Source organism: Achromobacter sp. (genome assembly GCF_050285585.1).
Classification (GTDB): Bacteria; Pseudomonadota; Gammaproteobacteria; order Burkholderiales; family Burkholderiaceae_B; genus Achromobacter.
The window spans coordinates 153,769-175,102 of record NZ_JBLZXF010000003.1 but is presented as its reverse complement, the minus strand read 5'-3'; the positions used below and the strand labels follow the sequence as shown (position 1 = coordinate 175,102).

The 21,334-nt window shown below is 64.3% G+C and carries 19 protein-coding genes and 4 tRNA genes; 7 read left to right on the top strand and 16 right to left on the bottom strand.

From position 1 onward, the window contains the following. Positions 1-42: 42 nt before the first annotated feature. On the bottom strand, positions 43-1,020 hold the full coding sequence (locus ACN6PJ_RS06380) for a tripartite tricarboxylate transporter substrate binding protein BugD (protein ID WP_043543773.1): 978 nt from the start codon (positions 1,018-1,020) through the stop codon (positions 43-45). 384 nt (positions 1,021-1,404) lie between these two features. Between ACN6PJ_RS06380 and ACN6PJ_RS06375 the strand changes: the two genes are divergently transcribed. Continuing rightward, complete coding sequence (locus ACN6PJ_RS06375) at positions 1,405-1,983, top strand: phasin family protein (RefSeq protein ID WP_427995041.1); 579 nt, start codon at positions 1,405-1,407, stop codon at positions 1,981-1,983. A 151-nt stretch (positions 1,984-2,134) separates the two neighbouring features. On the opposite strand, the gene ACN6PJ_RS06370 is transcribed toward ACN6PJ_RS06375, so the two are convergent. The 5 genes from ACN6PJ_RS06370 to ACN6PJ_RS06350 form a co-directional block, all read right to left on the bottom strand. Continuing rightward, complete coding sequence (locus ACN6PJ_RS06370) at positions 2,135-3,175, bottom strand: quinone-dependent dihydroorotate dehydrogenase (protein WP_427995040.1); 1,041 nt, start codon at positions 3,173-3,175, stop codon at positions 2,135-2,137. Positions 3,176-3,236: 61 nt separating this feature from the next. After that, complete coding sequence (locus tag ACN6PJ_RS06365; protein WP_427995039.1) at positions 3,237-3,980, bottom strand: arginyltransferase; 744 nt, start codon at positions 3,978-3,980, stop codon at positions 3,237-3,239. 41 nt (positions 3,981-4,021) lie between these two features. Next, positions 4,022-4,795, bottom strand: a complete 774-nt coding sequence (aat, locus tag ACN6PJ_RS06360) for a leucyl/phenylalanyl-tRNA--protein transferase (protein ID WP_427995038.1) — start codon at positions 4,793-4,795, stop codon at positions 4,022-4,024. Continuing rightward, positions 4,792-5,373: an NUDIX hydrolase gene (locus ACN6PJ_RS06355; RefSeq protein WP_427995037.1), complete on the bottom strand. Its 582-nt coding sequence runs from the start codon at positions 5,371-5,373 to the stop codon at positions 4,792-4,794. The genes aat and ACN6PJ_RS06355 overlap by 4 nt, the downstream gene beginning before the upstream one ends. A gap of 10 nt (positions 5,374-5,383) precedes the next feature. Beyond that, the gene (locus ACN6PJ_RS06350; RefSeq protein WP_427995036.1) at positions 5,384-6,316 is read right to left on the bottom strand and encodes a LysR family transcriptional regulator; all 933 of its coding nucleotides are present in this window, start codon (positions 6,314-6,316) and stop codon (positions 5,384-5,386) included. A 289-nt stretch (positions 6,317-6,605) separates the two neighbouring features. Between ACN6PJ_RS06350 and ACN6PJ_RS06345 the strand changes: the two genes are divergently transcribed. Beyond that, positions 6,606-7,070 (top strand): nuclear transport factor 2 family protein, encoded by a 465-nt coding sequence (locus ACN6PJ_RS06345; RefSeq protein WP_427995035.1) that lies wholly within the window; start codon positions 6,606-6,608, stop codon positions 7,068-7,070. 30 nt (positions 7,071-7,100) lie between these two features. Here the strand turns inward: ACN6PJ_RS06345 and ACN6PJ_RS06340 are convergent, their stop codons facing one another. From ACN6PJ_RS06340 to ACN6PJ_RS06305, 8 genes are all read right to left on the bottom strand, one after another. Next, entirely contained in the window at positions 7,101-7,691 is a 591-nt protein-coding gene (locus ACN6PJ_RS06340; protein ID WP_427995034.1) for a DUF2946 family protein, read from the bottom strand. 2 nt (positions 7,692-7,693) lie between these two features. Continuing rightward, positions 7,694-8,050 (bottom strand): hypothetical protein, encoded by a 357-nt coding sequence (locus ACN6PJ_RS06335; RefSeq protein ID WP_427995033.1) that lies wholly within the window; start codon positions 8,048-8,050, stop codon positions 7,694-7,696. 57 nt (positions 8,051-8,107) lie between these two features. Next, a tRNA-Cys gene (locus ACN6PJ_RS06330) sits at positions 8,108-8,181 on the bottom strand. A 55-nt stretch (positions 8,182-8,236) separates the two neighbouring features. Continuing rightward, positions 8,237-8,312 (bottom strand) — tRNA-Gly (locus tag ACN6PJ_RS06325). A 175-nt stretch (positions 8,313-8,487) separates the two neighbouring features. Then, complete coding sequence (locus ACN6PJ_RS06320; RefSeq protein ID WP_427995032.1) at positions 8,488-9,090, bottom strand: ProQ/FinO family protein; 603 nt, start codon at positions 9,088-9,090, stop codon at positions 8,488-8,490. Positions 9,091-9,264: 174 nt separating this feature from the next. Next, positions 9,265-10,596: an MFS transporter gene (locus tag ACN6PJ_RS06315; RefSeq protein WP_427995031.1), complete on the bottom strand. Its 1,332-nt coding sequence runs from the start codon at positions 10,594-10,596 to the stop codon at positions 9,265-9,267. An 83-nt stretch (positions 10,597-10,679) separates the two neighbouring features. Beyond that, positions 10,680-11,867: a M20 aminoacylase family protein gene (locus ACN6PJ_RS06310; RefSeq protein ID WP_427995030.1), complete on the bottom strand. Its 1,188-nt coding sequence runs from the start codon at positions 11,865-11,867 to the stop codon at positions 10,680-10,682. 85 nt (positions 11,868-11,952) lie between these two features. After that, positions 11,953-12,765 carry a phytanoyl-CoA dioxygenase family protein gene (locus ACN6PJ_RS06305; RefSeq protein ID WP_427995253.1) on the bottom strand — a complete coding sequence of 271 codons (813 nt, stop codon included), beginning with the start codon at positions 12,763-12,765 and terminating at the stop codon, positions 11,953-11,955. Positions 12,766-12,877: 112 nt separating this feature from the next. Between ACN6PJ_RS06305 and ACN6PJ_RS06300 the strand changes: the two genes are divergently transcribed. Further along, positions 12,878-13,810, top strand: a complete 933-nt coding sequence (locus tag ACN6PJ_RS06300; RefSeq protein WP_427995029.1) for a LysR family transcriptional regulator — start codon at positions 12,878-12,880, stop codon at positions 13,808-13,810. A gap of 133 nt (positions 13,811-13,943) precedes the next feature. Here ACN6PJ_RS06300 and ACN6PJ_RS06295 read toward each other — a convergent pair. Continuing rightward, a tRNA-Gly gene (locus ACN6PJ_RS06295) sits at positions 13,944-14,019 on the bottom strand. 347 nt (positions 14,020-14,366) lie between these two features. Between ACN6PJ_RS06295 and ACN6PJ_RS06290 the strand changes: the two genes are divergently transcribed. The 3 genes from ACN6PJ_RS06290 (at position 14,367) to ACN6PJ_RS06280 (ending at position 19,811) form a co-directional block, all read left to right on the top strand. Beyond that, on the top strand, positions 14,367-15,389 hold the full coding sequence (locus tag ACN6PJ_RS06290; RefSeq protein WP_427995028.1) for a hypothetical protein: 1,023 nt from the start codon (positions 14,367-14,369) through the stop codon (positions 15,387-15,389). A 67-nt stretch (positions 15,390-15,456) separates the two neighbouring features. Beyond that, positions 15,457-16,518: a 2Fe-2S iron-sulfur cluster-binding protein gene (locus tag ACN6PJ_RS06285; RefSeq protein WP_427995252.1), complete on the top strand. Its 1,062-nt coding sequence runs from the start codon at positions 15,457-15,459 to the stop codon at positions 16,516-16,518. Between the two features lie 398 nt (positions 16,519-16,916). After that, the gene (locus ACN6PJ_RS06280) at positions 16,917-19,811 is read left to right on the top strand and encodes an autotransporter domain-containing protein (protein ID WP_427995027.1); all 2,895 of its coding nucleotides are present in this window, start codon (positions 16,917-16,919) and stop codon (positions 19,809-19,811) included. A gap of 175 nt (positions 19,812-19,986) precedes the next feature. Here the strand turns inward: ACN6PJ_RS06280 and ACN6PJ_RS06275 are convergent. Further along, positions 19,987-20,062 (bottom strand) — tRNA-Gly (locus ACN6PJ_RS06275). Between the two features lie 202 nt (positions 20,063-20,264). Between ACN6PJ_RS06275 and murB the strand changes: the two genes are divergently transcribed. Then, complete coding sequence (gene murB / locus ACN6PJ_RS06270; RefSeq protein ID WP_427995026.1) at positions 20,265-21,311, top strand: UDP-N-acetylmuramate dehydrogenase; 1,047 nt, start codon at positions 20,265-20,267, stop codon at positions 21,309-21,311. The last annotated feature ends 23 nt before the right edge of the window (positions 21,312-21,334 follow it).

The following is a 21,334-nucleotide window of genomic DNA, read 5'->3' as shown; positions in this document are numbered from 1 at the left end:
GGGGCTTTTCTTTTGGGCGCGCCCGTTCGGGGCGCGCGGCTTTTACTGCTGTTCGACGCCGGCCTTCTTGAACAGCTCGGCCCACTGCGGGACCTGCTGCTTGACCTTGGCTTCGAGGGCTTGCGGGTTGGCTTCGGCGGTAAGCACGGTCGCGCCGAGCTGCTTCATGCGTTCCTGGAACTTGGGATCGGCCAGGCCGGCCTGCAGGCTCTTGACCAGCTTGTCCACGACCGGCTTGGGCGTGCCCTTCGGCACCCACATGCCATGCCAGATACCCACTTCGAAACCCTTGTAGCCGGATTCATCCATGGTCGGCAGCTTGGGCAGCGTGGGAACGCGCTTCAGGCTGGTGACGGCGTAGGCCTTCACCTTGCCGCTGTCGATCTGCTGCGTGGTGTTGGTGGTCTGGTCGCAGAGCAGGTCCACCTGCTTGCCCAGCAGGTCGTTCATGGCGGGCGCGGTGCCCTTGTACGGGATGGTCAGCAGCTGCACGCCCAGCGCTTCCACCAGCATGGTGCCGCAGAGATGGCTGGCGGCGCCAATGCCCGCGTTGGCCAGGGAGACCTTGTCCTTGTTCTTTTTGACGTAGTCGGCCAGTTCCTGGATGTTGTTGGGCGGGAAGTCCGAGCGCGCGATGATGGTCATCGGCACGTCGACCACCAGGCCGATGGGCTCGAAGCTCTTGTAGGGGTCGTACCCCGGGTTCTTGTACAGCGACGGCGCGGTCGAGAAGCCGGCGTGCATCAGCAGGACGGAATAGCCGTCGGGCTGGGCGCGCGCCACCTGGGTGGTGCCGATCGTGCCGCCGGCGCCGCCCTTGTTTTCGACCACGACGGTCTGGCCCAGACTCGGCCGCATGGCTTCCGCGAGCGAGCGCGCGACGTTGTCCGTCGGTCCGCCTGCGGCGAACGGCACCACCATATTGATGGGGCGGTCCGGGTATTCCGCCTGGGCGGCGCCGGCGGCGAGCATGGCGCTTGCCGCGAGCAGGGCCGTAAGCGTGCGGGGGAAGAGGGTCATGGAGTCTCCAATTGCAGGGTTTTGCTTGCTGCGATTTAGTTATTGCCGGACGACTTATCGGTTGTCTTTATCTGTCATCAGCATGAAAGCAGTTTAGAAAAGAATTGATACGCCGTCACGTCCGGTATTTCCCCAACCATGAAACATTTGTGCCGGATCAAAGGCCGGCGCGGATGCGCACAGGCAAAGTGCAATCATTTATTGCGCCGCACAAAAAATCCTTGACAAGTATTTTTCCCAGCCTAGAATGTCAATTGTGCAGTGCATCAAACGGGCCGGCGGTAGCTTGTAGTACCAGTTTCCGCGCACGTTTACTTATTTCGTCGCAGACAACCATCCTTGATTTGCCGGGTCGCCCCCCGGCTACCCACGAAGGAGCATTCTATGAGCGCCATCCCCCAACAAGTCCTGGACCGTCAGAAAGCCAGCATCAATACCCTCGTGGCCGCCCAGTCGGCTGTGTTCGCCGGCTTCGAAAAGCTGGTCGAGTTGAATCTGAAGGTCGTGCGCGCCACCCTGGACGAAGTCGCCCAGAAGTCGCAGCAAGCCACCGAACTGAAGGACCCGCAGGAAGCCGCCGCGTTCGCCTCCGGTCTGCTGCAGCCGGGCGCCGAAAAGGCCATGGCCTACACCAAGCACGTGTACGACATCGTCGCCGGCGTGCAGGGCAGCCTGGTCAAGCTGACCGAAGAACAGATCGCCGAAAGCCAGCAGCAGCTGAGCGACGTGGTCGACCAGTTCTCCAAGAACGCCCCGACCGGTTCCGAAAGCGCCGTCGCCCTGATCAAGTCCTCGCTGGCCACCGCGACCAGCGCCTACGATTCGATGACCAAGGCCGCCAAGCAGGCCGCCGAAGTCGCCGAGTCGAACCTGAACGCCGCCGCCAACGCGACCTTCAAGGCCGCCACGGACGCCGCCGACGCCGCGACCAAGGTCGCCAGCCGCAGCCGTCGCAGCGCCTAAGTTTTTGGCGCGCCATGGTGCGCAAACCGCAGTAATGTAGTACTGTTGAGTGACAGAGCAGAGCTGGAATTAGGGCCACCCGCCGGGTGGCCCCTTTTTTTGCCCGCTTTTTCGCGAAGCGGACAGAGAGAAAGAGGGACGGACCTGTCCGTCAGCGGGCCGTCGCCCGCACGCATTCGCCCACCAGCGCCGGGCCGCGGTAGATCAGGCCGGTGTAGAGTTGGACCGCGTCCGCGCCGGCTTCCATTTTCTCGCGGGCCTGGCGGCCCGAGAGCACGCCGCCCACGCCGATGATAGCGAGGCTGTTGCCCAGCTGCTGCTTCAACCGCCGGATAACGGTCAAGGACAATTCATGCACCGGCGCGCCGGACAGGCCACCCGCCTCTTCGGCGTGCGCCTGGCCCGCGACGGCATCGCGCGAGAGCGTGGTATTGGTGGCGATGACGCCGTCGATGCCATGGCGCGGAAGCGTGTCGGCGATTGAATCGATTTGCTCCTGCGTGAGGTCCGGCGCGATCTTCACCGCCATCGGCACGCGGCGCTGGTGCCGGTCTTCCAGCGCCTTGCGCTTGTCCGCAAGCTGCGCGAGCAGCGCCGACAACTCGTCGTCGCCCTGCAGCGCGCGCAGGTTCTTGGTGTTGGGCGACGAAATGTTCACGGTCACGTAATCCGCGTGCGGGTACACGCCTTCCAGGCCGATCAGGTAATCGTCCGCGGCCCGTTCGATCGGGGTGTCCGCGTTCTTGCCGATGTTCAGCCCGAGGATGCCGCCCTGGGTGCGCCATGTGCTGCGCTGCACATTGGCCAGGAAGGCGTCCAGCCCTTGATTATTGAATCCCAGGCGGTTGATGAGCGCGTTGGCGCGCGGCAGCCGGAACATGCGCGGTTTCGGATTGCCGGGCTGCGCGCGCGGCGTGACCGTGCCCACCTCGATAAAGCCGAAGCCCAGGTTTCCCAGCGCGTCGATATAGGCGCCGTTCTTGTCCAGGCCGGCGGCCAGCCCGATCGGGTTGGCCAACTGCATCCCCATCAGCGTGCAGGGCGCTTTGGGCTGCGCGTGCAGCAGCTTGCGCGTGGCGCCGCATTCATAGGCGCGCTGCAGGCCCGACAAGGTGACTTCATGGGCGGTTTCCGCGTCCATGGCGAAGAGCGCCGGGCGGGCCAGGGGATAGGCGTGGAAGAGGATAGACATGGGGCGGAATTGTAGAGCGAATTTCAACCGCCTTGCGACGCGCGCGCTCCGCGCGCCGGGATCAGGCGCAGGCCGGCGCCGGCTCCGGCTGGTCGCGCCAGGCGCCGTCGACCAGGAACTGGGCGGGATGGAAGCTCGACTTGTAGGACATCTTGCGGCTGTCCGCGATCCAGTAGCCCAGATACAGCCAGGGCAGGTTCAGGGTGCGGCATTGCTCGACCTGCCACAGGATGCTGTAGGTGCCCAGGCTGCCGGGAAGATCGGGGTCATAGAACGTGTAGACGGAGGACAGGCCGTCGTCCAGCACGTCGATGATGGACACCATGACCAGGGCGCCTTCGGGGTCGCGGAATTCCACGAGCCTGGTGTTGACCCGGCTGGTGAGCAGGAATTGCGCGTACTGGGTGCGGCTGTCTTCGTCCATGCCGCCGCCCGGATGGCGGCCTTGCTGATAGCGCGTGTAGAGCCGGTAGTGTTCGGGGGACCAGGCCAGCTCCGCCACGAAGGATTGCAGGTTCTGGTGCGTGCGCCAGGCGCGCCGTTGGCTGCGGTTGGGAGCGAAGCCCGCGGTGTCCACGCGCACCGGGATACAGGCGCGGCAGTTGTCGCAATGGGGGCGGTAGGTGAAGAGCCCGCTGCGGCGGAAGCCTTGCTCCACCAACTGGGAATACGTGCCCGCGTTGATCAGGTGGCCGGGCGCGGCCACCTGCGACCGGGCCTGGCGACCCGGCAGGTAGCTGCAAGGGTAGGGAGCGGTTGCGTAGAACTGTAGGGTGGAGAAGGGGAGTTCTTTGAGCTGGCTCATGGGCAATCCCGGAAGACGGCGGCAGATCCGTGACGGGATGGCTACATATTAACGCTTAACCCGGAGCCGGACGCGGGCTGGGGATGCAGGCGCCCCGCGCTGTCCAGCGTGCCGCGCGCCCATGGAACGGCGGGCAGCGCCGTGGCGCCGCGGACGTGCTGGAGGAAGGCGGCGCGCGGAATGGGGCGGGCTCCCAGGCTCGCCAGGTGGCGCGTCTGCTGCTGGCAGTCGATGCGTTCCACGCCCTGCGCCGCCAGGTAGCGCACCAGATAGGCCAGCGCGATCTTGGAGGCATTGGGCGCGCGCGTGAACATGGATTCGCCGAAGAACATCCGGCCCAGGCTGATGCCGTAGAGGCCGCCGGCCAGTTCGCCGTCGATCCAGGTTTCGATGCTGTGCACATAGCCGGCCTCGTGCCAGGCGCAGTAGGCCTGCTGCATGGCGCCGGTGATCCACGTGCCGGGCTGCCCGTCGCGGGGCGCGGCGCATTCGGCCATCACCCGCGCGAAGGCCGTATCCACGCGCACCTGGACGCGCGGGTTCTCCGCGGACTCCTGGCTGGCGGTCTGCCGCAGCAGCTTGCGCAGGGAGTGCGAAGGCGAGAAATCCTTGATGGCCAGCACCATGCGGGGATCGGGGCTCCACCACAGAATGGGCTCGCCTTCCGAATACCACGGGAAGATGCCGCTGGAGTAGGCCTGGATGAGCCGGGGGATGGAGAGGTCCGCGCCGGCCGCCAGCAGGCCGTCGGGATCCGTCAGCGCGAACTCGGCTGGCGGGAACGGCGTGTCGACGGCAAGCCAGGGCAGCTTCAACGGTGGGATTCTAGGGTGTAGTGATGGGGGCCGAACACGCCAAGCTTGCGGTCGTCGAAGTAGTGGCGCAGCGTCGTGGCCACGGTGCGGAACGCCAGGTCGTCCCAGGGAATCTCGGATTCCTCGTAATAGCGGGCCTCCAGGCTTTCCGGGCCCGGGTCCAGGTCGGGAGATACCGATTGCGCCAGGTAGAAGACATGCACCTGGTCGATCTGGGGCAGATCGATGATGGTGTAGAGATCGCCGAGCTGGATGCGCGCGCCGGCTTCCTCGAGCGTTTCGCGGGCCGCGCCTTGCGCAGTGCTTTCGCCCAGTTCCATGAAGCCCGCGGGCAGCGTCCAGGTGTTGTAGCGCGGTTCGATCGCGCGCCGGCAAAGCAGCACGCGGTTCTCCCAGACCGGCACCGTGCCGACCACCAACCGCGGGTTCTGGTAATGGATGGCGCCGCAGTGATCGCAGATGTCGCGTTCGCGGTTGTCGCCCTCGGGGACCCGCCGATTGACGGGCGAGCCGCATTGGCTGCAGAAGTGCGAACGGCGCGGCGCGGGGAAATATTCGATGGGCGATTTTGCGGTCATGGGTACGATTCTAACGGCTGCGGCGAGGACTGGCGCGCCGGCCCGTCGCGGGCGGGGACGGAACGCCGAAACGATCTTCCAGGTGTTCGACGAAGGAGCGCACCTTGGGCGACAGGAAGCGGCGGTGCGGATAGACCGCGTACATGGAAATCGGAGTGTGCGCATAGTCGGCCAGCAGCGTGACCAGCCGTCCGGCGCGGACATCGTCGCCCACCAGGAATTCGGGCTGCAGGATGATGCCGTGCCCCGCCAGGGCGGCCGTGCGCAGGACATCGCCGTTATTGGCGCGCAGCGCCGCGTTCACGCGCACGAGGTGGGTGACCCCGTCTTTCTCGAAATGCCATTCATTGCCGGTGCTGGCATAGGCGTAATGCAGGCAGCGATGCTGCTTGAGTTCTTCCGGCTTGCGGGGCGTGCCGTGGCGCGCCAGATAGGACGGAGCCGCGCAAACCAGCAATTGCTGCGGCGCCAGCGGCCGGGCGACCAGCGACGAGTCGAGCAGCGGGCCGATGCGCACCGCCACGTCGAATCCGTCTTCCACCAGGTCCACCACCCGATCATTGAGGTCGAGGTCGATGATCACGTCGGGGTAGCGCTGCAGGTATTCGGCGATGGCGGGGCCCAGGTGCAGGATGCCGAACGACACCGGCGCGCTTACCCGCAGTCGGCCGCTGGGCCGCTGGCCTTCGGCCTGCAGCGATAGTTCCAGGTCGGCCACCTCGGCGAGAATGGGCCGCACGCGTTCGTAGAAGGCGCGGCCGGCGTCGGTCATGCTCAGCTTGCGCGTGGTGCGGTTCAGCAGGCGCACGCCGTACTTCTGCTCCAGGTAGGCGATCTGGCGCGTGACCACGGAGCGGGCCTGGCCCATCTTGTCGGCGGCCGCCGCGAACGAGCCCAGCTCCACCACCTTGGCAAAGGTCTGCATCGCAGTATGCGTGTCCAAGATTGTTTCCTATCGGGGAACAATAATTTGCAATTCTGCATGTTTATAGTTGTTCTTGGAATCGCAAGATTAGCGCTCCTGGAAAATCTTCCCGTCCTGGGATTCCCCCGCCGCGCCAGGTTTTCAGCTCATGGCCTGAGCAAGGCGCCGATCTGCACGCTGCCCGGCGCCGCCCTGTTCTACGCCAAGACGCTGCGCGCATCAGACTGTCTACCGAAACGGGCATGGTTGGCGGGGCGGCCGGGCCATAGAATGGCGCGGCCCCCCTAAATCCTTTTCCGGAGTCCCTATGTTCTTGCCTGCGTTGTTCTTCAAGCGTGCCGCGGGCGCGGCGCTGCTGGCCGTTGCCTTGTCGCCCGCCGCCCATGCGTCCGCCGAGCAGGAGGCCGCCAACAAGGCGGCCGTGCTGGCCTTCTACGAGAAGGGGCTGAACCAGAAGGATGCGGACGCCGCCCTGAAATACGTGGGCGACCGCTACGTGCAGCACAATCCGAGCGCGGCGGACGGACCGGAGGGCTTCCGCAAATTCATCGCCTTCCTGCGCGACAAGTTTCCCAACTCGCGCAGCGAGATCAAGCGCGTCTTCACTGATGGCGATTACGTGATCCTGCACGTGCACGCGGTGCGCGAGCCCGGCACGCGCGGCAGCGCCATCATCGATATCTTTCGCCTGGAGCAGGGCAAGATCGTCGAGCATTGGGATGCGGTGCAGCCCATTCCCGAGCAGTCCGCCAATGCCAACGGTATGTTTTAAGTCTTGGGCGAATGCGGCGGCCCGCGCCGCTTACGGCGCAGGGGCAGGATCGAAGCCCAGTTCCCTCGCGACATTCTCCTGCGCGATCAAGGACAGGGGCGCTGGCGGATACACGCCCGGAAACGTCACCCGGATCGCATGGCCGGGCGCAAGGTCCGCCAGCGCATCCAGCAGCGGCTCGCCGCCATCCGTGACCAGCCTTTCGAGGAGCTGGGGCAGGTCGCGGTCCAGCACGATGCCGGCTCCCATCGGCGTCGCCGCGTACAGGCGGCCGGCGTCGTCCAGCTTCCAGGCGTCGATGGTGTCGACCGCGGCGTTCGTGTGGGTCAGCAGGCCGCGATTGTCGTCGCTCAGGCGCAGTGTGTATGGCGCGGCGTCCAGGCGCAGGAACACGCGCTGGGGGCCGTTCTGGAAATACCAGCGGCCCGTCTCGTCGTGTTCATAGTTGCGGTTGATGAATTCCAGGATCTGGCTGTTGGTGATCGACTCGCCCGGTCCGCCCTGCGCGGACTGGCCCTGCGGGTGCAGGCGCCAGCGGCCCCTGGCGTCCAGCGACAGCCAGCCGTAGACCGCGGGCACGTCGGGCCAGCGGGCCAGGGCGTCTTTCACCGACTGGTCCATGTTCAGGGCCGAATGATGATGGGGGGCGGGTTGATGACGATGGCGGGCGCCGGCATCGCGGGGACCACGACCGGCTGCGGCGCATAGCCGTAGCGGTAGTCGTCCCGGCATTTGCGCTTCTCCTGGTAGTCGCCGTTGCGCTTCCATTTGCGCTCGACTTTACAGGCGCCGTCCCAGTATTGCTCTTTGTACTCGCGGCCGTGCCGATGACGATGCTTGTCCGAATCGGCCTGCGCGGCAAACGGCGCCAATGCAAACAGCGCCGCGGCGGACAGGGCCAGCAACGGAGAAGAGGTGCGAAGGCGGGAACTCGAAAGGGTGCGCATAGGATCGTCGTCAATTGAAAACGGCGTCACCATAGCAATCATTCGATTGACGGAGCGTAGGGAAGGGTAACGAGATGCAGGGGGAGTTGCTGGAGGCGCAAGCCGGAATCGAACCGACGTACACGGATTTGCAATCCGCTGCATAACCACTCTGCCATTGCGCCAGCACTTGCAAGAAAAAAGGAAGCGCGGTGTTGGCCGTTGCTTCCTCTTTGTATTTGGAGCGGGAGACGAGTCTCGAACTCGCGACCTCAACCTTGGCAAGGTTGCGCTCTACCAACTGAGCTACTCCCGCGTATGCATTGCATGCACTTTTGGTGCGATTTCCGAAATCTCTTTCAGAAGGCCGTGTCCACCAAAGACAGCGATTATACACAGAATTTCTGACTTGTGTGGCACAGGCGGGGCCGCGGAAGAAAAAAAGCGCCCGCGCAGTCTGGGCGGGCGCCGTGGTTCCTTGAGGCCCGGGATCAGGGCGTTTCGGTGGCTTGCGCCGCGGCGGGTTCCGGTTCGGCGGATTGCGGGCCCGCGGCCGGGGCGGCCTCGGCCTGCGGGGCCGCGGCTTTTTTCGCGGGGCGGGCCTTGGCGCCCGGACGGCGGCTGGCCTGGCGGCGCGCGTACGCCGCTTGCTGCGCGGTCACCTTGCCGACGGGCTGCCCCTGCAGGTCGATGCGGGGCGCATCTTCCGTCAGGCAGGCCCAGTAGCGGCTGCCCTTGCACCATTCGGCGATCGCCTGCTTCAGCTGTTCTTCCGTCATGGCCAGCGCTTCGAGATGCTGGGCGGCATCCGCGAGGATGCCTTCCTTGAGAGGCACCTTGGGCGCGGGATTCTTGGGGAAAGCCAGCGGAAACTGCTTCTGCAGGCGCCAGATCGCTTCGACCGTGGGATCGACGGGCTCGCGCTTCTTGGCGGATTCCTGCCTTCTTGCGGATTCCCGTTGTTTGCCGGAGTCCCGTTGCTTTCCGGAGTCCCGTTTCTTTGTCTGGCCTGCAGCTTTCGGTTGGGCTGGCGCCGCTTGCTGAGCTTGCGCCCGAAGCTGGTCTCGCAGGTCGGCAAGTTTTTCAAAACCCATTGTTCGTTCCAACACCTCTGATTTGTGCAACCGGAAGGTTAACCCATGTACGTGAAGGAAGCGTTGATCCGTTGTTGCAAGCAAGCCGCGGGCGACGGGGAAAGCCTGGCCAATCCGGCCTCCAGCTTACCCACTCCGTCGTCGCGGAATATCCTGCCGGGCTCAACGCGACGGCTAGTCGATATTTTCGCCGGTTCTGTCGCGTATCCACAGCAGCACCAGCGTGGACAAGGCGACTGTCGCCATCATGTACCACGCGGGCGCCAAGGGCTGCCCCGTCACCTGCAATAGCCAGGTGACAAAGAACTGGGCGAAGCCGCCGAAAATGGAAACGCCGATGCCATACGCGGCGGCCATCCCGCTGGTACGTATCGATTTGGGGAACATCTCCGGCAGCATGGTGATGCCGGGAACCGTCTGCAGCGTCAGCAGCATCGACAATAAGCCGATGAGCAGCAGCAGGTTTGTCAGGGTCGGGGCCGCATTCAGCCATTGGAAACTGGGCACGATCACGGCCAGGGTCAGCAGGCGTGAATAAAAGATCACTCGCTTGCGTCCATGGCGATCGGCTAGCCACCCCACCAGCGGCGACAACAGGAAGCAGACGACCCCCACCACGACACTGGCCAGCAGGCTGGACGTGGTGGGCAATCCCAGCACCCGGGCCGCATAGGACGGCATGTAGAAGGCAATGATCTGCGTTGACACCATGGCGCCCAGCATCAGCAGCACGCTTTTGAGCAATGTCAGCTTGTGCCGGCCGAACAGTTCGCGCAGGGGGCTGCTGCGGGCAGCTCGTTCCCTGGCACGTTGGCTGAGAGAGTCCGGCACGCCGGCCACCAGCGTCTCTTCGAGGTGGCGCCGGATATACCAGCCCGCGGGAGCGGTAAGCATGCCGATGAAGAATGGTATTCGCCAGCCCCATTCGTTCATCGCCTGCCCATCCAGGCCTGCCACCAAAGCTGCCACCATGATCGCGCCGAGGAAAACCCCCAGCGACTGACTGCCGAATTGCCAACTGGCATAGTAGCCCCGCTGCGATGGCGGCGCGTGTTCGATCAGAAGGGTGGTGGCGGCTCCGACCTCGCCTCCGGCGGCGAAGCCTTGGATCAGGCGTGCCGTGACGATGGCCACGGGCGCAACGACGCCGATCTGCTCATAGGTCGGCGTCAAGGCCATCATGCCGCAACCCAGTCCCATCAGGAACAGGGTCAAGGTCATCGCCGCCCGCCGGCCAAAACGATCGGAGTAGGAACCGATGAGCAGCGCGCCGACCGGGCGCATCAGGAACCCCACGCCAAAGGTCGCCGTGGTCAATAGCAACTGGCCATAAGAGGATGCCTCGGGAAAAAACAATGGGCCGATGAACAGCATCAGAAAACTGAAAACGGTGAAGTCGAAAAACTCCAGCGCATTGCCGATGGTGGTGCCGGCAATCACCCGACGGCGGGAAACCTGCATATTGGTCTCCGCAACTGGGGCGAAGACCTCGGAAATCGCAGCCATGACATTCTCCTGAATAGGGATGCGCGTCTACCAGCGGCCGGGCCTGGGCTGGGCCGGCCGGAACGAACTGCGGCAGCGGGGAATCAGCCGGCGGGTTTGAGAAACGCGCTCGCCAGCTTTACCCAGTAGCTGGCTCCGTAGGGCAGCGAAGCATCATTGAAGTCGTAGGCGGGGTTGTGCAATAAGCAGCCGCCCTCGGCTCCTTCGCCGTTACCCATGATCAGGTAGCTGCCGGGGCAGGCCTGGAGCATGAAGGAGAAGTCTTCGCTACAGGTCATTGGCTGCATATCGGCGACCAGTCCATCCTCACCCAGCCATTCGAGGGCTACCTCGCGGGCCAAAGCCGTTTCCCGCGGATGGTTGTAGAGCACCGGGAACGCATTGGCGCTGACCGATACGTCCGCTGTCGCTCCGAAGGCCTCGGCTTGGGCATGGGCCAGCGCTTCGATACGCTGCAACAAGAGCTGACGGGTGGATTCTTTCAATGCCCTGACCGTCACTGCCAGTTCCACGCTGGCCGGGACCACCGTGGAACTGGTGCCGCCATGGATAGACCCGACCCCTACCACTCCCGTATCAAGAGGAGGCATGTTGCGAGCCACCACGGTCTGCAGCACCATGATCAGCGAGGCTGCGGCGATCACGGTGTCCACCGTGTCTTGCGGCATGGCGCCATGCCCGCCGCGGCCGTTGAGACGGATCGTCACGGTATCGGCCGAGGCCATGAACGGCCCGGACAGGAAGCCAAACGTGCCCACAGGCAATCCCGGCCAGTTGTGCATGGCGAATACCGCGTCACAGGGAAATCGCTGGAACAGGCCTTCCTCGACCATCTTCCGCGCGCCCAGATATCCTTCCTCGGCGGGTTGGAAGATCAGGCGCACGGTGCCATCGAAGTCGATGCTCTGGGCCAAGCATTGGCCGGCCGCCAATAGCGTTGCCGTGTGCCCGTCGTGGCCGCAGGCGTGCATTTTTCCATCATGGCGGCTCGCGTAAGGCAAGCCGCTGGCCTCCATGATCGGCAGTGCGTCCATGTCCGCGCGCAGGCCGATGACCCGGCCTCCTCGGCCCTTGCGCAGCGTTGCCACGACGCCGGTGCCCGCCAGTCCATGATGGACTTCATAACCCCAGCCGCGTAGTTTGTCGGCGACCAGCCGACTGGTTTCAAACTCCTCGTAGCCCAGTTCAGGATGGGCATGCAGATGCTGGCGCAGCGCGACCATGGCCGGCGTCACGTCGCGAACCTCGGGAAGGATTGTTTGGCACGACATTGCTGTCTCCTCAGCAGTGATGGGTGGCCCGATCGTCGGCGGGTGCCGCGTCAGGCTCTTGGTCGGTCTTGCAAGCGAGTGGCGCTCAGGCTTTCGGCCAGATCTGCGGGAACCAGTCCTGGCGCAGACGTTGGCCGGGCTGCATGCCGTGGCCGGGGTACGGAGGGGATGTCCTGCCAGGCCTCTCGGCGTATCGCACGTCTTCGCCCAACCAGCGCAGCGACAGCACGCGCCGGCGGTCCCGGCTGAGGTTGCCGCGCGCGCCGTGCACGGTTCGGAAATCGAATAACACTGCGTCTCCCGGTTCCATTTCCCACTCCAGTACCCGCATGTCCGGATCGACGTCGGGGTTCGGCACTGGCCGATAGCGGCTGCCATCGTCATAGAAGCTGGTGTCGTCTTTCCAGCGCAGCGGCAGCACCCACTGGGACCATCGGTGGGATCCCGCGATCAGGCGCAAAGTGGCCTCCTGCACCGGATCCACCGGGATCCACAGGCTTACGGTCTGCTCGCCATCGAGAAAGTAGTAGGGGATGTCCTGGTGCCAGGGCGTGGGCTTCTGGGTCCCCGGTTCCTTGACCAGCACATGATCGTGGAAGAATTGGGCGCAGGGTGACTGCATGACGGCGGCGGCGATCGCGGCCGCGGGCGACTCCCGGACGATGCTGCAAAACTCGGGAATGCGCTCCCAGTTGCAATAATCGTCGAAAAAGCCTCCAGGCTCGCCCGCCGCGACCACGTTGGTGGCGAAGGGGCCCGGTTCAAGCTGATTGCGCGCGATACCGTCGGCGATCAGCCCAACCCAATCCTTGAACGCGCCGCGTAGACAGACTGCGCCATCGCGTTGGAAATCCGAGATGTCCGCCCTTGATACCAAGGGGGCAACTGACTTGTTCATTAGGGGCTCCATGTAGAGGGCCGCCATGATCGCGGCGACCACCGCTGGACTATTCCCCAGGCATTTCAAAAAATAAAATAATATGTTTGGATCAGACTCCTCGGATTTTCTTATGAAGATCAGCTTGCGCCACATTCGTTGTGCCCTGGCAGTCACGCGTCACGGCAACATCACACAAGCAGCCGAGCATCTGAATGTGTCGCAGCCGGCAGTTTCCGCCGCCCTCAATGAGTTGGAAGAGCACCTGGGGCAGGTGCTCTTCGTTCGTCAGCGCGGCCAAGGCGTGACGTTGACGCCATTCGGCCGCCAGGCAATGGACAAGGCCCTGCGGGTGATGGCCAGCGTGCATGAATTCGAGCATCTTGCGGAAAGCGGCAATACTCTGTCCGGCGATCTGATGCTCGGTTGCTTCGAGGATCTGGCTCCCTATTGTCTGCCGCAGCTGCTGCGCGGGCTGAAGGGGCGCCATCCTGTAATGGCAGTGACGATCCGCGAATATGGTTTTGATCAGATCGGCAAGCAGCTTGGCAACGGAACCTTGGACGCGGCGCTCACCTACGATCTCGGACTACCGGAAGGTATCCAGAGCACAGTGCTCTGCGAGCTCGCGGCCTATGCGCTGCTGCCCGCCGAGCATCCGCTGGCCCGTCACAGCAAGATCAGCCTGCGGCAGCTCTGCGATCATCCGCTGGTGCTGACGGAGCAGGCCTATAGCTCGCAGCACTTCCTGGATTTGTTCCGGTTCCACGGACTGCAACCGCGAAGCCTCAGCAAGACTTATTCGTTCGAATTGCAGCGCGGCCTGGTGGCCAATGGCTTTGGCGTGGCCGTGGCCTATACCAGGCCCTTTGGCGATCACAGCTACGACGGCCAGCCGCTGGCGGTCCGTCCTATTGCCGATCCGCTGCCGCTGCAACGCATTGTGTTGGCCCAGCCCCGCGGCCGTTGCGATTCGCCGCTGGTCAATGCGTTGCGGGAGCAGGCGCTCCAGTGGTTTACGGAGAATCCGGTGTTTGGGTGGCGGGCGCAGAGTTTGCAGCCCTAGATGCCCTGTATCGGGCGCTGCCCCCCCGGGGAGGAATTTCTGTCTTGGGGCGGCTCGGAAACAAAAAAAGGAGCCGAGGCTCCTTTTCTTTGTGATTCCATGGGGTCGTCAGGACGTCCATGGAAAAAAATCCTGGAGCGGGAGACGAGTCTCGAACTCGCGACCTCAACCTTGGCAAGGTTGCGCTCTACCAACTGAGCTACTCCCGCATTTTCCCGCGCCGAACGCCATCTGGATGCATGCAATCCGAAGGCTGTTCTTTGCAAGAGAGGCGGAAGTATACCCAAATTTTGAAAGTTTGCACGCGCGCAGGGGAGGTGACCGGGCCGTCGTCCGGTTCGGTGCCTGGGCGGGGGGGGGCGCAGAGCTCTCGTTTGATCTATGTCAACGTTCCTGCCTTGCGTTGATGGACATCGCCGAGCGTCGGGTTCCATACTCTGCAACGGATAAAGTGATACAAAAAAATATGGAGTCAAATAAATTAAGTATCAAATAATCCGGTCGCGATGCCTCGCGATTGAACCGTGCCAAGCACGATCAAGGAGGAGATGTAGCCATGGAAAAGCAACGCTATGCGGACACGCAGGAATTGCCGCCCCCGATAGAGCAGCCCAACGTGTATCCCTTGTCCTGGGTCTGTAAGACCAAGAAGCTGCAGGAGGTCTGGGAGGCTTCCTTGCGGGAAACGTGGGATCCCGAGAAGCTGCCCTGGGACACCTTGGATCTGGAAAGCTATAGCTGGGAAGAGCGGGAGTCGATCGCCTATTGGTGGACGCTGTTGTCCGTGTTCGACGCCTCGGCGCCGCCCGTATTCGCCGAGGCGCTGATCAAGACCTATGAGGTGCACGAAGAGGACGTGGTCCGCAAATGCTTCTTCTCCGTCACGCGTGATGAGCAGAACCACGAGATCATGTGCGGCCTGGCGATCACCCGCCTGCTCGGCCATCCGGATCCGCTGACCTACAAGCCCAAGACCGAATTGGGCAGGCGCCTGCAGAAGAACGCCCAGTGGCTGTACTTCAACGGTTCGCGCTACTGGACCGGCTACAAGAAAGCCGTGCCCAAGTACGACCTCGCGGTGCTGTTCAGCTCGTTCCTGATGGGCGAGATCGCGGCCGCGACGATCTTCAAGCAGATGTACGAAAACTCCCGCGAGATCGTGTTCAAGGAGGGTTTCAAGAACATCGGCCGCGACGAGGGCCGCCACATGGCGATTTGCATGGCCGTCATGGAGCGCGATTACCCCGGGCTCAAGGACGATGTCAAGGCCGTGGTGACCAAGCAGATCCGCGCCGGCTACCTGTTCCTGTCCGCGGTGCTCTTCGAGCCGCCGATGGAGTTCTGGGACCTGCCCTCCGACTTCATCGCGAACCAGCGGGAGGCGGAGGAGGTGGCGCGCGCCGCGGGCTTCGGCATCCCCAGCTATGAAGCAAAGCTGGAGAACTGGCGCAACGCGATGATCAACCTGAAAAGCGTCCTGGACCGGTACAACATCCCGTTCCCGGCCATTCCGGAGGTCGGCATAACGGGGCAGGAAGTATCCGACGTGGATCTGGAAGACATTATCCCCGTGTTCTGATCACTATGGCGTGGCGGCCGGCGCGCATGTCGCATGGCGCCGGTCCCGCAGGGAGCGGCCGAAAGTCATGGCAATAATCACGATACAGCCGTCCGGCAGGACGGTGGAGTGCGCGTCCGGCGACACGGTGCTTACCGCGCTGGAGCGGGCGGGATATGCATTACCGAACAACTGCCGCGCGGGAGCCTGCGGCGAATGCAAGGTCAAGGTGCTTGCCGGCTCCTTTGATCAGGGCACCGTGCTCGACATGGCCCTGACCGCCGACGAACGGGCTCAGGGCTATGGCCTCATGTGCATGGCCAAGCCGCTGGAGGGCAGCCTCGAGATCGAGTGGGGCGCGGCCGATGCGCGGCCCAAGCTTTTTCCGCCGCGAGAAAACGCGTTGTTCGTCGTGACGGACAAGAGGCCGCTCACTCCTCGCGTTGCGGAGTTGCGCCTGCGGCCCTTGGGCAAGCCCCTGCGCTATTGGCCGGGGCAATACGTGATGCTTGGCGATCCCGGCGCCGGGATCGCCCCTCGGGCGTATTCGATTTCGAATGCCCCGCGGCCCGATGGCGAACTGGTTCTGCAGATCGCCCGGATGGAGGGCGGCGCCACCAGCTCATGGGTGCACGGGGCGCTGATGCCCGGCGACAGCGTCAAGCTGTCGGGGCCGTACGGCACATTCATTGGAGATCCTGCCGTGGACGCTCCCGTACTCTGCCTGGCCGCCGGCACCGGCCTGGCCCCGATTCTCGCCCTGACCGAGGCCGCGATGCGCCGCGGATTCCGGCAGCCGGTCATGCTGGTGATTTCGGCGCGCACGCGCGCCGACGTCTACGGGCTCGGCATGTTGGCATGGTGGCGGGCCAAACACCGGAAATTCGATTACCGGATCGCGCTGACCCGCGAAGCGGGCGGCGATGGTCTTTCCGGCCGCATAGGGGAGGTGTTGCCCGCCATTTTTGCGGACTTGTCCCGGCATACGGTATTTGCGGCCGGAAGCCCCGGCTTTGTTGCGTCAAGCGTTGAGGCCGCCCTGCGGCAAGGGGCGACGCCGGAAGCGATATTCACGGAAGGCTTCAATGCCCGGCAACGGCCGACGGTGGTGGATGACGAGCATCTGCTGCCTGGCGCGGAGGCATCCTGAGCGAGGCGCGCTCCGTCCCGCGGGAGTTTGTGTTTATTTGTTTCGATGTGGCGCCGGAACGCTTTGCAAGCGGCTTGAGGCGCATGGCGGCGGATGGTATCCGCTTTTTCTGTTTATTAATAAGGATGGTATCCATTAATTAGAAAATAGCATTATGGATGGTATCCATTTTATTAATTTAAAGGCGTGGTTTGCATCCATCCGGGCTATTTCAATAATCTAGATGGTATCTCTCCGTTAAATCTTGGTATTGCAAAAAAAGGGGTATAAATTGCCTCCTTTTTTGCGAAAAATCGTTCAATTCATTTTATCTGCGCTGTTACGTAGTAATACGTTTTCGGTAATCGAGTAATGAATTGGTATCAGATTTTATTAACCGAGATAATGGAGAATCCACGTTGATACATGGCACGAAGAAGTGGCTGACGGCGACACTCGCGCTAAGCGCGTCCTATGGCGGAGGCGCCGTTGCCGCGGACCTGACCGTTGCCGCCGGCGACACGCGGGTGTTCGACGGTTCGGCCAGTTTCCCGGGCGGGATCGACGTCAATGGAGGCACGCTGGTGATCGGCGGCAATGGCGGGGGGAGCGGCGTCGCAATCACCGGGAATGTCAATGCGATGTCGAACGGCACCATCGCGGGCTTCGGTTCGATTAATGGCGACCTCGGCGTGACGGGCGGCTCGCGCGTTGCGCCGGGGTATTCCGTTGGCACGCCGACCGGCGTTTCGAACGGCAATCTCGTCGTCAATGGCAATCTGTCGATGAGCAATGCCGTGTTCGACTTCGAGACCGGGTATGCGGGGCTGCCCATTACGCAGCCCGGCACGGGCGACAATGTTACGGTCGGCGGCAATGTCGCCCTCAATAACACGACGCTGAACGTTTCCGTCAATACGCCAGGCGTCACCGCGGGCTACTACCGTATCCTGTCATACGGCGGCACCTTGAGCGGCAGCGGCCTGTCGTTGGGTTCGGTCACCGGAGAATCCTTGCCGGCCGCGACCATCCAGTCGCTGACGGGCGACAAGCAGATCAACCTCATCCTGGGCCCCAGCACCACCAATCTGTGGAACGGCAACGGCGCGGCGTCCGCCACCCGGGCCGGCGGCGGCAACGGCACCTGGAGCGCCGCCAGCACGAACTGGAACAGTCCGACCAATGCCGCCGGAGCCCTGCCCGATGGCGGATACGCGATTTTCACCGGCGCGGCCGGCACGGTGACCGTGGACGGCAGCGCCGGCCCGGTGCGCGCGTCGGGCATCCAGTTCGCGACCGACCGCTATCGCCTGCAGGGCGCTCCCATCACCCTGGTCGGCAGCGGGGGCAACCAGCCGGCGATCGTCGTCGGCGACGGCACGTATGCCTCGGGCCAATTCGTCGACATCATCGACAACCCCCTGCAGGGCACGCAGGGCTTCGTGAAGACGGGCCCGGGGTCGGTGATCCTGACCGCCGATAGCAGCGGCCTGAGCGGCCCCATCCTGATCGCCGACGGCGCCCTGGAAATCGACGGCAAGTTGAACGGCCCCGTCGATATCGGCCGTGAAGTCGTGCTGGCCGGCGTCGGCCAACTGGGCACCACCACCCTCTATCCCACCGCCGTCGTCTCTCCGGGCAACGATGGCTCGCCCATCGGCACGCTCACGATCAACGGCAACCTTAGCTTCGGCGAAAACACCATCTATCGCGTGCACGCCGATCCGGCAAGCAGCGCCAGCGACCGCATCCACGTCACCGGCGTCGCCTATCTCGACGGCACCGTGGCGCACGTGGGGCCCAATGGGGACTATGCGCCGCGCACGACCTACAACATCCTGACGGCCGACGGGGGCATACAGGGCCGGTTCGCCGGCACGTCGAGCGCGTATGCCTTCCTGACGCCCACGCTCAGCTACGACGCCAAGAACGCGTTCATGACGCTGACGCGCAACGACGTGCCGATCGGCAGCATCGGCGGCACGGAAAACGAGAGCAGCGTGGGCGGTGCGCTGGATAACGAAGCGCCGCCCGAAGCCGGCAATGGATCGTCGTCCGCCGGCAATGGCTCGACCTCGGCCGGCAACGGTTCGGCGCCGGCGGGCAATGGCTCGACTGCGGCCGGCGATGGCTCGGCCCCGGCCGGCAATGGCGCAGCGTCGACCGGCAGCGGGTCTGCGGTGGCTGGGAACGGATCGTCCTTGATCGGGAGCGGCAGCGCATCGGGCAAGGCGACCGGCGCCAGCCAGGTGACGACGGCGGTTCTTTCCATGACGCCGGGCGAGGCGCGTTCGGCCTTGAAGATGCTTTCCGGCGAAGCGTACGCAAGCACCGCCAGTGTGCTGCAAAGCCAGGCGGATACCGTGCGCGCGATGCCGTTGTCCCATCTGCGCGGCAACCTCGATGCGCCGCCGCTCGCCGGACGGCCCACGGCACAACTGGGTGCGGCGTCGTCCGAGGCCCTGCCGCAAAGCGGCGCTTCCCCGCTCTGGGCCCAGGCCTTCGGCAACTGGAGCAAGTTCGGCAGCGATGGCAACGCGTCGAGCGTGAGCCAATCGGCCGGCGGACTCTTCGTCGGCGGCGACGGCGCCGTGGGCGGCGGCTGGCGGCTGGGCGGCGCGGTCGGCTACATCGGCAGCCACAATTCGATCGACGACACGGCTTCGCGCACGGATGTCGATAGCTATACGGCAGCCTTGTTCGGCGGACGCAATTTCCAGGCCGGCCCCGGCCATTTCCGCTTCATGGCCGGCGCGGCCTACACCTGGCACGACATCGACGCGAAACGCGATGTGGCGGCCGGAAGCCTGAACCAGCGGCTCGAGTCGTCTTACCATGCCTCGTCGACGCAGGTGTTCACCGAACTCGGCTACAACCTGCCGCTGGGCGACGCCTACTCCATCGAACCCTACGCCGGCCTGGCGTGGAACCAGCTGCGCACCCGCGGCTTCGAGGAATCGGGCGGCACCGCGGCCCTGAGCGGCAAGGGCAGCACCGATGACGTGACCAGCACCACGCTGGGCTTGCGCGGCGCATGGCAGTTCGGCTCCGACCGCGCGCCGGGCCGCCTGACCGCGTCGCTGGGCTGGCGCCACGCAATGGGCGATGTGAAGCCGAAGCAGGAACTGGCTTTCGACGGCGGCAGCACGTTCTCGGTGACGGGCGTGCCGATCGCGCGCGACGCCGCCGTGGTCGGGCTGGGCGCCGAAGTGGCTCTCACGCGCAACACGACGGCCGGCGTTTCCTACGACGCGCAGTTCGGCGGCGGCAACCGGCAGCAGTCGGGCCTGCTGAAGCTGGCCGTGCGCTTCTAACCCGGAGCGGACAGGTGCGCAGGCGTCGCGGCAGGATCGCGGCGCCTGCCGCCGGGGCGGAGCCGGCACGGGATCCGCAACGCCAATGAAAAAGGGGCGAATCTTTCGATTCGCCCCTGGATTCGGGGATTTGCAGTCTTTCCGGAAATCCGTCAAAACACTGCAGATCAAATTCTGGAGCGGGAGACGAGTCTCGAACTCGCGACCTCAACCTTGGCAAGGTTGCGCTCTACCAACTGAGCTACTCCCGCATTTCTTATTCACACTGATCAACTTGGTTATCGATCAGAAGGCGCGCATTCTACACGATTTTTTTGAGTTTGTCCTGGCTGGATTTCTTGCCGTGCCGCTCGCCGCAATGGGCGAGCCATCCAACAAGGCCCGGATTCAGGGCAAACACTCAATCAAGTAATATGAGCGAAGACAGAAACTATAGCATGCCTTGCAGCACCCATGTCAAATTTGCCCGCTACCGATTCCGTGTCCCCCGCCTTGATCCCCGCCGGCCAGGATCTTTCCCGGCTGAATACCCTGGGCCTGGCGTCGAGGGCGGATGCCTTCGTGACGCTGGGAGAGACGGCGCAATTGCCCGAACTGTCGCGCCTGGCGGGCCGGGCATCTTCCCTGCTGGTGCTGGGCGGCGGCAGCAATCTGGTGCTGCCGGAGCGGGTCGAGGGCCTGGTGGCGCGGGTGGCCTTCAAGGGCGTGCGCCTGCTGGAGGCCGGGCCGGATGCCTGGCTGGTCGAGGCTGCGGGCGGCGAGACCTGGCACGCCTTCGTCGAAACCTGCGTCGGGCAGGGATGGGACGGGCTGGAAAACCTGGCGCTGATCCCCGGCACGGTCGGCGCGGCGCCCGTGCAGAACATCGGCGCCTATGGCGTAGAGCTGCAGGAGCGCTTCCATGGGCTGACCGCCTGGGACGTGCGCGAGGGCCGCTACGTCGAAATGAATGCGGCGGATTGCCGTTTTTCCTATCGCGATAGCGTGTTCAAGCACGACGAGCCGGGGCGCTGGATCATCGTGAGCGTGCGTTTCGCCTTGCCGCGGCCGTGGCGGCCGGTGCTGGGCTACCCCGATCTGCAGCGCCACGCGCGGCTGGCGGCCGGCTCCCCGACCGCACGGGACATCTTCGACGCCATCTGCGACATCCGTCGCGCCAAGCTGCCCGACCCGGCAGTGACGGGCAATGCCGGCAGCTTCTTCAAGAATCCGATCGTTCCGGCCGCAACGCGCGATGCCTTGGCCAGCCGCCACCCCGGCCTGGTGTCCTACGAGCAGGCGGACGGCCGCTACAAGCTGGCCGCGGGCTGGCTCATCGACCAATGCGGCTGGAAGGGCCGCGCGCTGGGCGCTGCGGGGGTGCACGACCGGCAGGCCCTGGTGCTGATAAATCGCGGCGGCGCGGGCGCCGCCGACATCATGGCCTTGGCGCGCGCCATCCAGGACTCGGTGTTCGAACGCTACGGCGTGCGGCTCGACCCGGAGCCCGTGGTGGTTTGACGCAAGCTCCGAAGGTAAAAACG

What these genes read in the sequence shown, in the direction of transcription:
- ACN6PJ_RS06380 (WP_043543773.1), bottom strand. Translation starts at nt 1,020, where the DNA reads ATGACCCTCTTCCCCCGCACGCTTACGGCCCTGCTCGCGGCAAGCGCC.
- ACN6PJ_RS06375 (WP_427995041.1), top strand. Translation starts at nt 1,405, where the DNA reads ATGAGCGCCATCCCCCAACAAGTCCTGGACCGTCAGAAAGCCAGCATC.
- ACN6PJ_RS06370 (WP_427995040.1), bottom strand. Translation starts at nt 3,175, where the DNA reads ATGTCTATCCTCTTCCACGCCTATCCCCTGGCCCGCCCGGCGCTCTTC.
- ACN6PJ_RS06365 (WP_427995039.1), bottom strand. Translation starts at nt 3,980, where the DNA reads ATGAGCCAGCTCAAAGAACTCCCCTTCTCCACCCTACAGTTCTACGCA.
- ACN6PJ_RS06355 (WP_427995037.1), bottom strand. Translation starts at nt 5,373, where the DNA reads ATGACCGCAAAATCGCCCATCGAATATTTCCCCGCGCCGCGCCGTTCG.
- ACN6PJ_RS06345 (WP_427995035.1), top strand. Translation starts at nt 6,606, where the DNA reads ATGTTCTTGCCTGCGTTGTTCTTCAAGCGTGCCGCGGGCGCGGCGCTG.
- ACN6PJ_RS06340 (WP_427995034.1), bottom strand. Translation starts at nt 7,691, where the DNA reads ATGGACCAGTCGGTGAAAGACGCCCTGGCCCGCTGGCCCGACGTGCCC.
- ACN6PJ_RS06335 (WP_427995033.1), bottom strand. Translation starts at nt 8,050, where the DNA reads ATGGTGACGCCGTTTTCAATTGACGACGATCCTATGCGCACCCTTTCG.
- ACN6PJ_RS06320 (WP_427995032.1), bottom strand. Translation starts at nt 9,090, where the DNA reads ATGGGTTTTGAAAAACTTGCCGACCTGCGAGACCAGCTTCGGGCGCAA.
- ACN6PJ_RS06315 (WP_427995031.1), bottom strand. Translation starts at nt 10,596, where the DNA reads ATGGCTGCGATTTCCGAGGTCTTCGCCCCAGTTGCGGAGACCAATATG.
- ACN6PJ_RS06310 (WP_427995030.1), bottom strand. Translation starts at nt 11,867, where the DNA reads ATGTCGTGCCAAACAATCCTTCCCGAGGTTCGCGACGTGACGCCGGCC.
- ACN6PJ_RS06305 (WP_427995253.1), bottom strand. Translation starts at nt 12,765, where the DNA reads ATGAACAAGTCAGTTGCCCCCTTGGTATCAAGGGCGGACATCTCGGAT.
- ACN6PJ_RS06300 (WP_427995029.1), top strand. Translation starts at nt 12,878, where the DNA reads ATGAAGATCAGCTTGCGCCACATTCGTTGTGCCCTGGCAGTCACGCGT.
- ACN6PJ_RS06290 (WP_427995028.1), top strand. Translation starts at nt 14,367, where the DNA reads ATGGAAAAGCAACGCTATGCGGACACGCAGGAATTGCCGCCCCCGATA.
- ACN6PJ_RS06285 (WP_427995252.1), top strand. Translation starts at nt 15,457, where the DNA reads ATGGCAATAATCACGATACAGCCGTCCGGCAGGACGGTGGAGTGCGCG.
- murB (WP_427995026.1), top strand. Translation starts at nt 20,265, where the DNA reads ATGTCAAATTTGCCCGCTACCGATTCCGTGTCCCCCGCCTTGATCCCC.